Origin of the sequence: Shewanella sp. 10N.286.48.B5 (genome assembly GCF_002874355.2) — a bacterium.
Taxonomy (GTDB): Bacteria; Pseudomonadota; Gammaproteobacteria; order Enterobacterales; family Shewanellaceae; genus Shewanella.
Genome location: NZ_MCVG02000002.1, coordinates 421,776 through 437,338, shown reverse-complemented (window position 1 = coordinate 437,338; position 15,563 = coordinate 421,776). Strand labels below are relative to the sequence as shown.

The 15,563-nt window shown below is 43.3% G+C and carries 12 protein-coding genes; 9 read left to right on the top strand and 3 right to left on the bottom strand.

What is annotated here, in order from left to right; genetic code table 11:
• Positions 1-87 precede the first annotated feature (87 nt).
• The gene (gene prmA / locus BCU57_RS16825) at positions 88-969 is read right to left on the bottom strand and encodes a 50S ribosomal protein L11 methyltransferase (RefSeq protein ID WP_102437011.1); all 882 of its coding nucleotides are present in this window, start codon (positions 967-969) and stop codon (positions 88-90) included.
• Between the two features lie 317 nt (positions 970-1,286).
• Here prmA and BCU57_RS16820 point away from each other — a divergent pair, with 317 nt between their 5' ends.
• The 5 genes from BCU57_RS16820 to rhlP all read left to right on the top strand — a co-directional run bounded on the left by BCU57_RS16820 (position 1,287) and on the right by rhlP (position 7,183).
• Positions 1,287-2,192, top strand: coding sequence for a LysR family transcriptional regulator (locus tag BCU57_RS16820; RefSeq protein ID WP_102437009.1), 906 nt, complete (start codon positions 1,287-1,289; stop codon positions 2,190-2,192).
• A 212-nt stretch (positions 2,193-2,404) separates the two neighbouring features.
• Positions 2,405-3,145: a fumarate reductase cytochrome b subunit gene (locus tag BCU57_RS16815; RefSeq protein WP_102437007.1), complete on the top strand. Its 741-nt coding sequence runs from the start codon at positions 2,405-2,407 to the stop codon at positions 3,143-3,145.
• Between the two features lie 84 nt (positions 3,146-3,229).
• On the top strand, positions 3,230-5,221 hold the full coding sequence (locus BCU57_RS16810) for a fumarate reductase flavoprotein subunit (RefSeq protein WP_102437005.1): 1,992 nt from the start codon (positions 3,230-3,232) through the stop codon (positions 5,219-5,221).
• Positions 5,221-5,958, top strand: a complete 738-nt coding sequence (locus BCU57_RS16805; RefSeq protein WP_102437003.1) for a fumarate reductase iron-sulfur subunit — start codon at positions 5,221-5,223, stop codon at positions 5,956-5,958. Before BCU57_RS16810 ends, BCU57_RS16805 begins: the two co-directional genes overlap by 1 nt.
• Before the next feature lie 346 nt (positions 5,959-6,304).
• Entirely contained in the window at positions 6,305-7,183 is an 879-nt protein-coding gene (gene rhlP, locus BCU57_RS16800) for a rhombotarget lipoprotein (RefSeq protein ID WP_102437001.1), read from the top strand.
• Between the two features lie 181 nt (positions 7,184-7,364).
• On the opposite strand, the gene BCU57_RS16795 is transcribed toward rhlP, so the two are convergent.
• Positions 7,365-7,964 carry a response regulator transcription factor gene (locus BCU57_RS16795; RefSeq protein ID WP_102436999.1) on the bottom strand — a complete coding sequence of 200 codons (600 nt, stop codon included), beginning with the start codon at positions 7,962-7,964 and terminating at the stop codon, positions 7,365-7,367.
• A 154-nt stretch (positions 7,965-8,118) separates the two neighbouring features.
• Here BCU57_RS16795 and BCU57_RS16790 point away from each other — a divergent pair, with 154 nt between their 5' ends.
• The 4 genes from BCU57_RS16790 (at position 8,119) to nrfD (ending at position 14,029) form a co-directional block, all read left to right on the top strand.
• The gene (locus BCU57_RS16790; protein ID WP_241903474.1) at positions 8,119-9,963 is read left to right on the top strand and encodes a sensor histidine kinase; all 1,845 of its coding nucleotides are present in this window, start codon (positions 8,119-8,121) and stop codon (positions 9,961-9,963) included.
• A 260-nt stretch (positions 9,964-10,223) separates the two neighbouring features.
• Complete coding sequence (gene phsA, locus BCU57_RS16785; protein ID WP_102436997.1) at positions 10,224-12,500, top strand: thiosulfate reductase PhsA; 2,277 nt, start codon at positions 10,224-10,226, stop codon at positions 12,498-12,500.
• A gap of 12 nt (positions 12,501-12,512) precedes the next feature.
• Positions 12,513-13,085: a 4Fe-4S dicluster domain-containing protein gene (locus BCU57_RS16780; RefSeq protein WP_102436995.1), complete on the top strand. Its 573-nt coding sequence runs from the start codon at positions 12,513-12,515 to the stop codon at positions 13,083-13,085.
• Positions 13,082-14,029: an NrfD/PsrC family molybdoenzyme membrane anchor subunit gene (gene nrfD, locus BCU57_RS16775; protein WP_102436993.1), complete on the top strand. Its 948-nt coding sequence runs from the start codon at positions 13,082-13,084 to the stop codon at positions 14,027-14,029. The genes BCU57_RS16780 and nrfD overlap by 4 nt, the downstream gene beginning before the upstream one ends.
• 128 nt (positions 14,030-14,157) lie before the next feature.
• On the opposite strand, the gene rho is transcribed toward nrfD, so the two are convergent.
• Positions 14,158-15,423 (bottom strand): transcription termination factor Rho, encoded by a 1,266-nt coding sequence (gene rho, locus BCU57_RS16770; RefSeq protein WP_076539336.1) that lies wholly within the window; start codon positions 15,421-15,423, stop codon positions 14,158-14,160.
• Positions 15,424-15,563 lie beyond the last annotated feature (140 nt).

Here is a 15,563-nt window from a genome sequence, read left to right as displayed (position 1 = left end):
CTTTTTTGCTTGACTTTTAGTTGTGGAGTCGTCAGCGCCCCTTTTGGCGTAAAACTAGCTGTCATAAGGGGTGTGCTGCCTTTACCGTTATTTGCGGGTGCCTGTCAAGCGGCTCCAGTCTTCTTTGTGAGCCGCTTCATCCATGATGAACCATTGGCTGTAGAATTGTGATACTTCTTCTGCTTGCTCTTGTAGTAAGCCTGAAAGGGCTAACTTACCACCTGTTTTGACTTTCTCTGCAATCAATGGGGCAAGCTCGCGCAGTGGGCCGGCTAAGATGTTAGCGACTAAGATATCAGCCTGTAAATTTTCTGGTTGGTTTTCGGGTAAATACAGTGACAACTGCTCGACAACACCGTTGCGCTCGGCATTGGCTGTCGATGCATCAATGGCTTGATAGTCAATATCAACCCCGGTGACCTTCTTCGCGCCAAGCTTTAATGCAGCAATGGCTAAGATGCCTGAGCCACAACCAAAGTCGATAACTTCTTTATCTGACAAATCTAAGCTGTCTAACCACTCTAAACATAATGCGGTGGTTGGGTGAGTACCAGTACCGAAGGCTAAACCTGGATCAAGAATAACATTTACTGCGTCTGGTTCAGGGATGTCACGCCAGCTTGGGCAAATCCATAAACGCTGACCAAATTTGATGGGGTGGAAGCTGTCCATCCATTCACGAACCCAGTCTTTATCTTCTACTTGTTCAATTTTATGGTTAAAGCCTTTACCTAAGCAGGGAACTGACTCTAATAACTCTATGGTCGGTGCTAAATCAGTGCCAGCATCAAATAAGGCCATTAATATGGTGTCTTGCCATAAAGGTGTTTCACCTAGTTTAGGCTCGAAAATTGGCTCATCTTGGCCGTCTTCGTAGGTGATAGACACAGAACCTTGATCCATCAATAAGTCGCCTAGCATGTCTGCATGATCGCGATGAGTGTGAATTCGTAATTGGATCCAAGGCATGGGATTTTCCTAACTGATAATAAAATTAAACATGAATTGGCGGCTATTATAGCTGATGCCATAACGAGGTGGCAGATATTCCTTTGGGTTTATCGGCCAAAAAGCAAAAACGCGCCAAATGATAACTATTTAACGGCTGATATTTGTTGTGAAACATTGGCTTTTACACTTCAGAAGTGGACAGGTTGTGGGACTATTTCACCGCGATGAGTGTATTTGAGTCAAATTGACTATGATGATTTAGAGGGTAATATTTGTATCGTTATCAAAATTATTTTAGTAATGAATGATTAAGATGTGAGATTAAGGTCCAGACAATGCAGATAAATGATTTACACCTGTTTGTGCGAGTGGCTGATTGCGGCAGTATTGGCGCTGCTGCAGTTGAGCTAGATATTTCAGCTGCTGCGGCAAGTGCAGCATTAAAACGATTAGAGAAACAGTTAAATAGCGTACTGTTTATTCGCACCACTCGTAGCTTGCGTCTGACCGCCGAAGGTGAGCATTATCTGATCCATTGTCGCGAGGCGCTGGCGCAATTGCAATTAGGCCAGCAAGCCTTGTTAACCGAAAAAGGTCAAATCTCAGGTCAGCTCAATATCTCAGTCTCTTCTGACTTTGGCCGGAATGTATTCTTACCTTGGTTAGATAGTTTTCTACTGCAGTATCCAGATTTAACCATTCAACTGCATATAGGCGATAGCCTTAGCCATTTTCAGCACGATAAAATTGATATGGCGTTACGTTATGGCATACCGCCTGATTCAAGCCAAGTGGCGTTTAATATTTGTCATACTCAACGGGTGTTATGTGCCTCTTCTGCTTATATTCAGCATCATGGCGAACCTAAAAGCCCAGCTGAATTAGCGCAGCACAATTGTTTAATTTATAAGGTTGATGAACGTAATTATGATTTGTGGACGTTAATTAACGAGCAGCAGAGCTTTAAAATACGGGTGAGTGGTGATCGAAGTAGCAATGATGCTGATGTCACTCGTCGGTGGGCAGTATCAGGCCAAGGCATTGTATTTAAATCGGCTTTAGATGTTGTAGATGATTTAAATAGCGGTCGACTGCAACAGATATTGCCTGGATTTACCAGTGAGGCGATGCCGTTGAATCTCATTTGTGCAGGGCGACAGCATGTCAGCCCTGCCATGTTGTTAATGCGTGATAAACTGCGGCAACATTGCCTGCAATTACAACAAGCTGTGGCTATTTAGTCTTATGTTTAGAGGGTTTGATATCAAGTTCAAATCTTTATCTCAAAGCGCAGTGGCTTGCTAACATCTCACGATTTGCGTTGGTGTGATCTGCGTCTGACTCTTGCCTTGCGGTGGGTGATCTGGGTCACTTGCTGGTTTTTGGTTATTGCTACCGTTTGTGAACTTGATATGGTCATAAGTCATATTGAATTTACAGGACGTGCAAATTTATGGCTGATCAACCCGCTCTTGAAGCGCTAACCTCTGCAGCAAAAAAGACCAGCGGATTCTCTCATCCTGTATGGGCCGCTCGGGCCGATATGCTTCAAAGTGCAACTGGCCTGTTACTTGGCATATTCATCATTATGCATCTGCATTTTGAGTCGAGTATTTTGATCAGTAAAGAAGCCTTTTATCATGTAGGCCACTTCTTAGAAGGGGGCATGTTCAGTGAAACTGGCCATGGCTTTCCTGTTCTGACTAAATTCATTTCGGCATTTATGCTGATAGTCTTATTAATCCACGCTGTATTTGCCTTACGTCGCTTTCCTGCACAAATAAAGCAATGGCGGGCACTTAGAAGTCAAATGACCATTATGCCTCACCAAGATACTAAAATTTGGTTTTGGCAGTTAATTACGGGTTTTTTACTGTTCTTTCTCGCCCCCGTTCACTTGTTTGACATGATCACCAATCCTGAAATCGGCCCGCATTTATCGGCTGAGCGTGTTTACCACCAAGATGTGTGGATGCTGTATGTCTTGCTATTACCTGCTGTGGTATTGCATGCCATGTTTGGTCTCTATCGCCTAGCGGTAAAGTGGGGCGTGACCACAAAGCGTATGGCGGCGCTTAAGCTTGCCAAAATAATGGTGGTTTACTTAATGATTATTGGTATCGCAAGTTTATTGACCTACATCTTTATTGGGCAATCGTTGGAGTTACCCGTAACGCCTTTTGTACCGAGTTAAAGACACAGTGACTGTGCACAGTCATGCACCATTGAGTTTATCGCTTAGAAATACAAAGCCTAATACCGTATTAAAGGAATGCCAGTGAAAATTATTTATACAGATTCATTAGTTGTCGGCGCCGGTCTTGCTGGTTTACGTGTGGCAATCGCCTCCAAAGAGCGTGGTTTAGATACCGTGGTGCTGTCATTAATACCTGCCAAACGTTCCCATTCTGCTGCAGCCCAAGGCGGTATGCAAGCCAGCCTTGGTAATACAGTTAAAGGCATGGGTGACGATGAAGACGTCCACTTTCAAGACACAGTAAAAGGCTCTGACTGGGGCTGCGATCAAGATGTGGCGCGCATGTTTGCCCATTGCGCACCTAAAGCGGTGCGAGAACTTGCTAATTGGGGCGTGCCTTGGTCACGTATTAGTGCTGGCGATCGTGAAGTGGTGGTGAACGCCGAAAAGGTCACCATTACTGAAGCCGAGCAAGCCCACGGATTAATTAATGCCCGTGACTTTGGCGGGACTAAAAAATGGCGTACTTGCTATACCGCCGACGGCACCGGCCACTCACTACTGTATGCCGTTGACAACAAAGCCATTGAAATGGATATTCCTGTCCATGAACGCATTGAAGCATTATCGCTTATTCATGATGGCAAACGTTGTCACGGCGTCATTGCCCGTTGTCTCATTACGGGTGAATTACGTGCCTATATTGGTAAATCAACGACGATTGCAACAGGCGGCTATGGCCGTATTTATGAAGTCTCTACCAATGCCATTATCTGTGAAGGCATTGGCCAAGCATTGGCGTTAGATACTGGCGTTGCCACATTAGGCAATATGGAAGCGGTGCAATTTCACCCAACAGCGATTGTACCAGTGGGGATCTTAACCACGGAAGGTTGCCGAGGTGATGGCGGCTTACTGCGAGATAAAGACGGTCATCGTTTCATGCCAGATTATGAGCCTGAAAAGAAAGAGCTCGCCTCTCGAGATGTGGTCTCACGGCGCATGACTGAACATATGCGTAAAGATAAAGGCGTTGATAGCCCTTATGGGCCGCATTTATGGCTTGATATCACTTTGCTTGGGCGCAAACACGTTGAAACCAACCTTAGAGAAGTGAAAGAGATTTGTGAAAATTTCTTGGGCATAGATCCTGCCAAAGACTGGATCCCAGTGCGTCCGACTCAGCATTACTCAATGGGCGGTATTCGTACTAATGCGACCGGTGAAAGCCCGCAATTAGCAGGCTTATTTAGCGTGGGTGAGGCTGCGTGTTGGGATATGCATGGCTTTAACCGTTTAGGTGGAAATTCTCTGGCTGAAACTGTAGTTGGCGGTATGATCATCGGTAAGTACGTGGCTGATTTTTGTGAAAAGAACACCCTTGAAATCAATACAGCCGAAATTGAAGCCAGCATGGCTAAGATGCAGCAAGAAATCAACGGCTTGTTAGTCGGTAAGGGCACTGAAAATGTGTTTGATATCAAACTGGAAATGCAGCGCATCATGATGGATTACGTAGGTATTTTCCGCAATGGTCCTGAGCTTGAAAAAGCCATTGCTGAGTTAAAAGAATTACTGGTTCGCAGTAAAAGTATTGGCCTTAAATGTAAAAAACGTCATGGGAACCCTGAGCTGGTGGAAGCGTTACGTGTGCCGCGTATGCTGCGGGTTGCCTTAACGGTTGCGTGCGGCGCCAATGCCCGTACAGAAAGCCGCGGTGCCCATGCTCGTGAAGATTACCCGCAACGTAATGATAAAGAATGGCTCAACCGCACTTTATCAACTTGGCCAGACGAAAACGCCCTTGAGCCCAAGCTAACTTACGAGCAACTTGATGTGATGAAGATGGAGTTGCCGCCAGGTTATCGTGGTTATGGTAACGACAATGCCATTGCGCATCCTGATACAGCTGCCCGTGAAGTTGAAATTGAAAAAATCCTCGCTGAGCTGGGTGACGATGCAGACCGCGTTGAAAAACAAGCAGCCGTTATGCCATTTGATTTACCAGAAAGCTTGCGTCCGCGTAATGAAAGATTAAGTGACACCTTTTTGGCGTCAGGAGAAAAGAGCTAATGACCAGCCCACGAACTATCAGTTTTAATATCTTTCGTTACGATCCACAAGATCCAAGCGATAAACCTAAAATGGTCACATATGAGCTCACTGAAGCGCCTGGAATGACAGTATTTATTGCGCTTAATATGCTGCGTGAGCAACAAGATCCTTCACTGCAGTTTGATTTTGTCTGCCGCGCAGGGATCTGTGGCAGTTGCGCTATGGTGATTAATGGCAAACCTACATTGGCTTGTAGAACCTTAACCGCTAATTTCCCTGACGGTAACATTACCCTAATGCCGTTACCGGGTTTTGAGTTAATTGGTGACTTGTCAGTGAACACGGGTAAATTCATGCGCGAGCTAGCTGAGCGACTGCAGTTATGGTTGCAACCTGATGCCAACGATATTGATATTCATCGCTTAGAAACGCCAATGGACCCTGCTGAGGCGGCTAAGTTATATGAGCTTGAACGCTGCGTTGAATGTGGTGTTTGTGTGTCTGCATGTGCCACTAAGCAAATGAAAGACAGTTTTGTTGGCGCTGTGGGGATGATGAAAATCGCCCGCTTTGAAATGGATAGCCGTGATATTCGCAGCGCAGAAGATTTCTATCATGTGATAGGTAATCAAGATGGCGTATTTGGCTGTATGACATTACTGGGTTGCCAAGATGCCTGTCCTAAAGATCTGCCGCATATGCAACAAATTGCTTATTTACGCCGTAAAATGGCACAAACGATTGTGAGCTGTTAATTTAGTCAGCTTTATATTAAAAGCCGCTTATCAGTTTAGGTAAGCGGCTTTTTTGTGCCAAAATATTTTCAGCGTTGCACGCTTTATAGCATTAGCTGCGGAAATAGAGTCCAGTCGAAAAGTAACTTTATCCAGTATTATTACTACTGTCAGTTTCACATCTCAAGATGACTACATCTTAATAGAACATGTTTATTTGGGTTTAAATTTATACGATGCAATCATGTGTAGTAATGATATAGTCATTTTAATTCAGTTGTTTGAAGAGTATTAGTTATGAGTATTTGTGGCTGCTACTAATCAATGACTCGCAATAGGTAAAACACCAAAAAACGTAGAGGGATTTATGATTCATTGGCCGTTGAATAAGAACATTGGGTTGGTTGGCATAGTGGCTATGCTGTTGTTATCTGGGTGTGCCTCACAGCAAGTGAACACAAAAAGCAGTGTGATGGATTACCTTTATCCGAAGTCCAGTGACGCAGTTATTACCCCAGCCATCCCCCAGTTAACGCTTCCATTGCGGGTTGGAGTTGCGTTTGTACCAGCAAGTCAGCATGACAGCTCATCTCGAAACTCTTGGACCGGAAATAGTTATTCTGCAGGGTTATCAGAATCGAAGAAAAGCGAAATTTTAGAAAGTGTTGCTAGTAATTTTAGGGCATTGGATTTTGTGAGCAGCATCGAAGTGATCCCCACTGCGTATTTAACTGCTGGTGGCAGTTTTGCTAATTTATCTCAAATACAAACTATGTATGGTATAGACGTGATTGCTTTGGTTTCTTATGACCAAGTGCAGTTTACTGATGAAGGCATACTATCATTGAGCTATTGGACTATTGTCGGTGCTTATGTGGTATCAGGTGAGAAAAATGACACCAATACGCTAATGGATACTGTGGTTTACGATATCGACAGTAAAATGATGCTATTTAGGGCGCCCGGAACCAGCCAGATATCGGGCAGTTCAACTCCGATTAATTTAAGCGAGGAGTTAAGGGCTGACAGTATTCAGGGTTTTGAGCAGTCGGCTGATAATATGGTGGTGAATTTAAAAACGCAATTGGATAGCTTTAAAAAGCGCGTCAAAGAAAACCCTGAGCAGGTGAAAATAACGCATAGTGAAGGTTATAGCGGTAAAGGTGGCGCACTTGGTCTGTTAGATATGGCAATGTTTAGCATGCTGATAGTATTTGGATTTAGACGTAGAGCATGTCGCGGTTAATCAATATTAATACACAAAAAACCACCGTTAATGGTGGTTTTTTAATGCCAAATAAACGTTAGCTTTAGCGCGTTTTATTGTAGTGAAGAACTCATCGTTAGCTTATCTTTCTGCGAGTACTTGAACAGTTAAAATCGATTACTGGAGATATGTGTTTATCAACAGTTTTACGAGAAATTAGTTAGTGAACCAAAGGCGCGAGTTTCATTAGTTCAGCAATATTTTGTACCCCAAGCTTATCCATTAGTTTTGAGCGGTGCACTTCGATAGTTCTCACCGCGACGCACAATTCATTCGACATTTGCTTGTTAGTATTGCCTGCGATAACGAGCTCGAAAATTTGCTTTTCACGTGCAGACAACCCTTCAATAAGGCGAATATTAGAAAGCTTCCAATGCTGATTGGCGCTGTAACTCAAACCATTCTCAATAGATTTCGATAACACATTGCCTTGGACTGGTTTTTGGAAAAAGTCGAAAGCGCCTTTTTTAAAGGCATCTACCGCCATGGGAACATCGCCGTGGCCGGTGAGAAATATTACCGATAATGGACTGTGAGCTTCGCTTAATAATTGTTGAATTTCAGGACCTGTGAGTCCCGGCATTCTGGCATCTAAAATGACACAGCCGGGCAGGGTCAGATCGATTGATTCAAGGAATGTACTGCCTGAATTGAAGCTAATGATTTTGTAGTGGTAGCTATCCATCAAGTATGTGATGGAATCAATAATGGCCTCATCATCATCGACAAGATATACCGGGCCAGAAGTTATATTTTGCACGCTAATTCCTTTAACTCTCCATATCGATAATTGATAAATATCTCAGTTTGAAACCTTTAGCTAACTTTATTTACACAAAGCATGAATCACATCACGTTGATTAGGGACGACTCTAACGTAAGCTTATTAAAGTTCATTTATTAAGGATGCTAACTTGCTGCGTTTTATATTGGGTTTACTGGTTATATGTTCAATGTATCCAGCGTTTTCAGCCTCTTCTGAGCCTATTAATCAAGAAATGCGCATTCAAGCGTTGAGTACTCACGGGCATAAGCCTCATGAGTTCAATGTTGGTGTATTAGCTAATTGGGGGCACCAACAAGCAGCTGAGCGCTGGGCTCCGATGATGGCATATTTAAATAAACATATTGATGATGTGAATTTTAATGTCTATCCAGGAGATTTTGAGGCGCTTAATGAGGCTATGGAACTCGGTAGCATTCAATTCATTATTACCAACCCTGGACAATATCTTTATCTCTCCAATCAATATCCATTATCTTGGCTAGCGACGATGCGATCGCGCCGCCACAATGGGGCAACATCGGCTATTGGATCAGCCATTATAGTGAAGGCCAATAGTGATTATCGCACCCTATTTGATTTAAAACACAAAGTGATTGCAGCAAGTGACCCAAATGCTTTGGGAGGGTATCAAGCCACAATCGGTTTAATGCACAAGCTAGGTATGAAATCCAAAGATTACTTTAGTGAGGTCAAGTTTTTAGGTTTTCCGCTTGATCCATTGTTATATCAAGTACGCGACGGCAATGTCGATGCTGCGATTACGCCGTTATGTACCTTTGAAGACATGATTGCTAGAGGGTTAATTAATGCTGCTGATTACCGAGTTTTAAATCCAAGTAAGCCCGAAGGCTTTGATTGCCAATGCAGTACCAAACTCTATCCTAACTGGTCTTTTGCTGCGAACGAAAGTGTGAGTAATGTGCTCAGCAAAGAAATTACCCAAGCATTAATGGATTTACCTTCAGACCACCCCGCAGCCATTAAAGCGCAATTGATGGGATGGACATCGCCAATCAGTCAGCTTGCTGTTATTCAACTCTTTAGTGATTTAAGGGTTAAGGTGACTGACGTCAACCGCTGGGAAACCTTACGAAATTGGTTGAATGATAATCGCCACTGGGGCATTTTTGCAGTACTTCTTTTTGTGGTCGCAACGGTTTATCACTTGTGGATTGAATACCGTTTTCATCAAAAAAGTGAGTCATTAATTGCATCGGAGCGCCAATTAAAGCAGCAAGAAATCGCGCTAGAACGGCTGCAAAGTGCAGCTATTATTGGTGAAATTGGTGCAGGACTCGCACATGAGATAAACCAACCCATAGCGGCTATTACCAGCTACAGTGAAGGCGGTATTATGCGCCTACAAAGTCATCAATTACCAGATAATCAAACAGCCATAGAACTGCTAGAAAAAATCCACAAACAATCCACTAGGGCGGGTGAGGTTGTGCACCGTATTAGAGGTTTATTGAAGCGCCGAGAAGCGGTAATGGATGATGTAAATATTCTAACGCTAGTGGATGAGAGTATTTCCTTGCTGCGGCTGGAGCTTGCTCGGCGTGATATTAAAGTGGCTAAAGATATTAAAGGTGAGCCGTTTTTTATTACCGCTGACAGAGTTGGGCTGTTACAAGTACTGATCAATCTGATTAAAAACAGTATTGATGCGATTGATGAACATCTGTATGAAACTACTGGGGAAATTAGTATATCTATCCACTTTAAGGATCAGCAAGTCAATATCGTGATCATCGATAACGGCCCTGGTTTAGCGCAAGATTCTGACGCGGTAATGGCGACCTTTTTTACCACTAAAGAAGAAGGCTTAGGTCTTGGGTTAGCCATCTGTAATGACGTGATTAAAGAGCATGAGGGAATCTTTAAACTTAAAAATCGCGAAGATGAATCCCATGGTTGTAGTGCGCTGATAGCATTAAAAAAGCGCGGTAGTAAGCAAAAAATACAGGCATAAACCTCTGAGTTTGTTCAATATGTGGTTTACCACAATAGTAAAACTTACTTGTTTGTGATGGTGATTTTTTGAACTGTGAATAGCGTCACAAAGCATGCTATAGACTTGTAGATATGTGGTTTACCACAATATTCAATCTCTCAAACCTAGTTAACAATGGTGCAAACCTTGGAACACGACAATCACATTAGCAGACCTTAGTTTAGGTTGATGACCGTCGATTTCGTTCTTGGGCAACATTGTCAGTTGGGAGATAAACCATGAAATTAAATCGACGAACCTTTATCAAGGGCGTTGGAGCTGGAACCGCAGGGTGTGCATTTGCAACCTTACCTGGTTCTATTGCTGCCCTTGGTAAGACTGAGCTACACGGAAGTGAAGAATCAGTCGCTAGTATCTGTGAAATGTGTTCTACGCGCTGTCCTATTTCGGCCCGTGTTGTTAATGGTAAAAACGTCTCTATCTTAGGCAACAAAAATGCCAAGTCATATGGCGGTGCGGTTTGTGCCCGTGGTGGAGCAGGCCATAGTCAGCTTTATGATAAGCAGCGTATTGTTAAACCGCTAAAGCGTGTTGGTGAGCGTGGCGAAGGTAAATGGGCTGAAATTGAATGGGATGAAGCCTATTCTATCATCGCTGAAAATCTTAATAAGATTAAAGCTAAACATGGCGCAGAATCGGTCGCTTTCTCTTCTAAATCTGGCTCCTTGTCAGGTCATCTATTTCATCTTGCTAAAGCTTTTGGCAGCCCTAATACGTTCACCCATGCATCAACTTGTCCTGCGGGTTATGTTGTCGCAGCTAAAGCGATGTTTGGCACTAAAGCCAAGCGTGATTTAAGCAATTCAAAATACATTATTAACTTTGGTCATAACTTGTATGAAGGCATCAACATGTCTGAAACACGAGGTATGATGAATGCGCAAATGGAAAAGGGCGCCAAGTTAGTGGTATTCGAACCTCGTTTTTCAATTGTGGCTGACAAAGCGGATGAGTGGTATGCCATTAAACCTGGTACCGATCTCGCCATAGCATTGGCAATTTGCCATACCTTAATAAAGGACGATTTATACGATAAAGATTTTGTCGCGCAATATGTGTCTGGCTTTGAAGATTTTGCTAAAGAAGTGCAAGCCTATACGCCGGAATGGGCGGAATCGATTACTGATGTGCCTGCTGAAGATATCCGCCGTATTACTCACGAATATGCCGCAGCTGCACCGCATGCACTTGTTGATTTTGGCCATCGTTCTTCGTTCACCACTGAAGAATTTGAAATGCGCCGCGCCATCTATGCAGCCAACGTCTTGGTTGGCAATATTGAGCGTAAAGGCGGTTTGTACTTTGGTAAGAAAGCGTCGACATACAACAAATTTGCTGGTGAAAAGGCTGCACCTACGTTAGCCAAGCCGGGCGTAAAAAATATGCCTAAGATTGATGCTAAGCGTATCGATATGGTTGATGAACAGTATTCTTTATTGTGGTCATCTGGTGGTATATATCAAACGATTCTGGATGCCAGTTTAGACGCCGTACCTTACCAGCTTCATGGTTGGGTTATGAGCCGAACTAACCCAATGCAAACCATGACAGACAGAGCGCGTATTGTTAAGACGATGCAGAAACTCGACTTCATTGTGGCTTGTGATATCTACATCAGTGAAAGTGCTGCCTACGCCGATATCTTCTTGCCTGAATCAACTTACCTCGAGCGTGACGAAGAAATTGTCGATAAGTCAGGTAAAAATCCTGCTTACTACGTGCGTCAAAAAGTGGTTGATACCATTGGTGATACCAAACCAAGCTGGTTAATTTGGAAAGAATTAGCCAGCAAGTTAGGTCAAGGCGACTTTTTTCCTTGGGATTCAATGGAAACATTGCAACTGTTCCAAGTTGATAAAGATGTTGCCCTGTTGAACAAAATCAAACGTGACGGTTGGGTGAGCTATGGTAAACCTCTTATGTTACGTGAGCCGAGTATGGTGCAAGATTTTGTCGCTGATTACCCCAATGCTAAAACCCCTGATGAGGATCAAACTTACGCTAGCCACATGAGCTTTAAAACACCTACTGGCAAGATTGAACTGAGCTCCGACAAAGTGGAACAAATGGCACCGGGTCGCGGAATTATTAAGTTCCGAGAAGTGACTATGAAAAAAGCGGATGAGCTATTTTTTATCCAAGGTAAAGTCGCTGTTCATACCAACGCCGCCACTCAAAATGTGCCGATGTTAGCCAATCTCATGTCTGACAATGCCTTGTGGATCCACCCCGTGACTGCTGAGTTATTGAATATATCCACTGGGGATGCTATTCGGATTTATAACGACACCGGCAGTGAAGAAGGCCATGCATTGGTGACACCGGGTATTCGACCTGACACCGTGTTTGCTTATATGGGCTGTGGTTCTAAAAACAAAGAGCTTGCTCGTGCCACAGGTAAAGGTATTCATTGTGGCAACCTTCTTCCCGATATTACTGCTCCGGTTACAGGTATGAATCTACATACCACCGGCGTCAAAATAGCTAAGATTTAAGCGGAGTTCATTATGACTAAACGTTATGTTCTTGTGCACGATGAAAACAAGTGCATTGGCTGCCAAGCTTGCAACGTAGCTTGCCGCAGTGAAAATAATGTCCCTGAGTCGGTTACTCGTATTCAGGTTCGAGTAGAAGGGCCTTATGGCAACTTCCCAAACTTACATTTTAAGTACAATCGTGTTTCGTGTGAGCAATGTGAAGATGCACCTTGTGTGAAGGTTTGCCCGACAGGTGCAGCTTACGTAAATGATGACGGCATTGTCTCTATCAGCGAAGGTAAATGTGTTGGTTGTTTGTATTGTGTGGCAGCTTGCCCTTACAAAGTACGCTTCATTAATCCTGAAACCAAAGCGCCTGATAAGTGTGATTTCTGTAAAGAATCGCGTTTAGCGCGAGGTGAAGATCCTGCTTGTGTGAGTGTATGCCCAACCCAAGCGTTAACCTTTGGTGATGCCAATGATCTGACTTCTGAAGTCAGTAAGTTACTTGATACTAAACAGCACTATCAGCACAAGGCGAATCTTGGCACTAAGCCAAGGGTCTATCGTATTCCTAGCCGTAGAGGGGGGATTAAAGCATGAATAATATCTGGGGCTCAATGGAGCAATATGATCCGGTTGTCTGGAATTGGATAATCGCAGTGTATTTATTTATGGCAGGATTATCAGCAGGTTCAATGCTGGTGGCTATAGGACTAAAATGGTACAAGCAAAGCCGAGGTCTGCCTACTGAAGGCTTACCTGTTATCAAAGCTGCTGCGGTACTGGGTCCAGCTGCGATTTGTTTAGGCATGGCGTTGTTGGTACTTGATTTAACTAAGCCGTTTGAGTTTTATCATATCCTGCTCAACTATAATTTTACCTCTGTGATGGCATGGGGAGTATTAGCGCTAATGGTTTACATTCCATTGGTGTTTGTGTTCGCGATATTAGTTTTTGATAAGCAAGTTATACGCTTTGCACCTTGGTTAGCGGGAGTGATAAACGTCTGCCGTAAAGTTGAAGGTAGTTTAAATAAACTGATATTTGCGTTAGCGTTGGGTGTGGGAGTGTATACCGGTTTTTTATTATCGGCGTTAATTAGTTATCCGATATTAAATACTGCGGTGTTACCGGCGTTATTCTTAGCATCGTCATTGTCAGTGGGCTCAGCGGGTAATATTTTGGTGGCAACCTTGTTCTTTAGTAAGAAAGAATCAGATTGCATCGAGCAAGTTCACCGTATTGAATACCCTGTGGCATTTAATGAAGCGCTTTGTTTAGTATTGTTATTTGTCGGGCTCAACTTTTCAGGACCTGCAGCGCAAGCAGCAACCTCTGCAATAACGACGGGTGCTTGGGCGAGTGTATTCTGGATTGGTGTTGTGGGATTAGGGCTAGTGGTTCCTGTACTTGCCAGCACTTTATCACCCAAAAGCTGGAAGCATACTAAAGGCTTTTTGATTACGGTGTCGTGTAGCACCATATTAGGGGTATTAGCACTAAGACACTTCGTGGTTTATGCCGGACAAAGTTATATTAGCTAGTGACGGTATTAAAGAAACTAACAATACATTTAGTTAAGCAAACAAAGTAACCCAATAAAAATGCCGCTAACTCAGTTAGCGGCATTTTTGTATTCAGTTTCGTTACTGTATTAAAACGATAAAGAGAATTAACTCTTAGCGCGTTTCATTGCAGTGAAGAACTCATCGTTAGTTTTGGTCATTGCCAATTTATCGATAAGGAATTCCATGCCGGTAACTTCATCCATAGGATTAAGGATTTTACGTAAAATCCACATCTTCTGTAGCTCATCAGGCGTGGTTAGTTTCTCTTCACGACGAGTACCAGAGCGGTTAAAGTCGATTGCAGGGAAAACGCGTTTTTCAGCTGCTTTACGAGAAAGGTGTAACTCTTGGTTACCAGTACCTTTAAATTCTTCGTAAATAACTTCATCCATTTTAGAGCCAGTATCCACAAGCGCTGTTGCGATAATGGTTAAGCTGCCGCCATGTTCGATGTTACGTGCAGCACCGAAGAAACGTTTTGGACGATGTAATGCGTTTGCATCAACACCACCAGTAAGCACTTTACCTGATGATGGGATTACTGTGTTGTATGCACGGGCAAGACGAGTGATTGAATCTAATAAGATAACCACGTCTTTTTTGTGTTCAACTAAGCGCTTGGCTTTTTCAATAACCATTTCAGCAACTTGAACGTGACGACTTGCTGGCTCATCAAAGGTAGAAGCAATAACTTCACCTTTTACCATGCGCTGCATTTCGGTTACTTCTTCAGGACGTTCATCGATAAGTAATACCATTAACACCACTTCTGGGTTGTTATAGGTAATGCTTTGCGCCATGTTTTGTAGCAATAAGGTTTTACCCGCTTTAGGCGGAGCCACAATCAAACCACGCTGACCTTTACCAATTGGAGAACATAGATCCAAAATACGTGAGGTGATGTCTTCTGTTGAACCATTACCACGTTCCATACGCATACGTTCTTCTGCATGCAGTGGGGTAAGGTTTTCAAAGAGGATTTTTGTGCGAGAATTTTCAGGCTTATCGAAGTTAACTTCGTTAACTTTTAAGAGTGCAAAATAGCGTTCACCATCTTTCGGTGGGCGGATTTTACCAAAGATGGTATCACCGGTACGCATATTGAAGCGTCTGATTTGGCTAGGAGAGACATAAATGTCATCAGGGCCTGCTAAATATGAACCATCTGAGCTTCTTAAAAAGCCGAAACCATCTTGGAGGATTTCAAGCACACCGCCACCAAAAATGTCTTCACCGCTTTTGGCGTGGGATTTCAGAATAGAGAAGATGATGTCCTGTTTACGGGCACGGGCCATGTTCTCTAATTTCATGCTATCTGCTAGTGAAACCAGATCTGATATAGACGTGTCTTTTAATTCAGTTAAATTCATGTTGGGGGTCTTGTATTACGCGACGATGCTTACTGCAATCAATCTTTCTTTGGGTCTTACGAAATTGAAATAGTCGATTGATAAGCGAGTAGGGGTTTGGTTGAAAAATCTGATGAATAAATTAGCACTATATGGGCAGT

Bases quoted from the DNA above. Each gene is read 5' to 3' on its own strand.
- prmA (WP_102437011.1), bottom strand. From the start codon at position 969: ATGCCTTGGATCCAATTACGAATTCACACTCATCGCGATCATGCAGAC.
- BCU57_RS16820 (WP_102437009.1), top strand. From the start codon at position 1,287: ATGCAGATAAATGATTTACACCTGTTTGTGCGAGTGGCTGATTGCGGC.
- BCU57_RS16815 (WP_102437007.1), top strand. From the start codon at position 2,405: ATGGCTGATCAACCCGCTCTTGAAGCGCTAACCTCTGCAGCAAAAAAG.
- BCU57_RS16805 (WP_102437003.1), top strand. From the start codon at position 5,221: ATGACCAGCCCACGAACTATCAGTTTTAATATCTTTCGTTACGATCCA.
- rhlP (WP_102437001.1), top strand. From the start codon at position 6,305: ATGATTCATTGGCCGTTGAATAAGAACATTGGGTTGGTTGGCATAGTG.
- phsA (WP_102436997.1), top strand. From the start codon at position 10,224: ATGAAATTAAATCGACGAACCTTTATCAAGGGCGTTGGAGCTGGAACC.
- BCU57_RS16780 (WP_102436995.1), top strand. From the start codon at position 12,513: ATGACTAAACGTTATGTTCTTGTGCACGATGAAAACAAGTGCATTGGC.
- nrfD (WP_102436993.1), top strand. From the start codon at position 13,082: ATGAATAATATCTGGGGCTCAATGGAGCAATATGATCCGGTTGTCTGG.
- rho (WP_076539336.1), bottom strand. From the start codon at position 15,423: ATGAATTTAACTGAATTAAAAGACACGTCTATATCAGATCTGGTTTCA.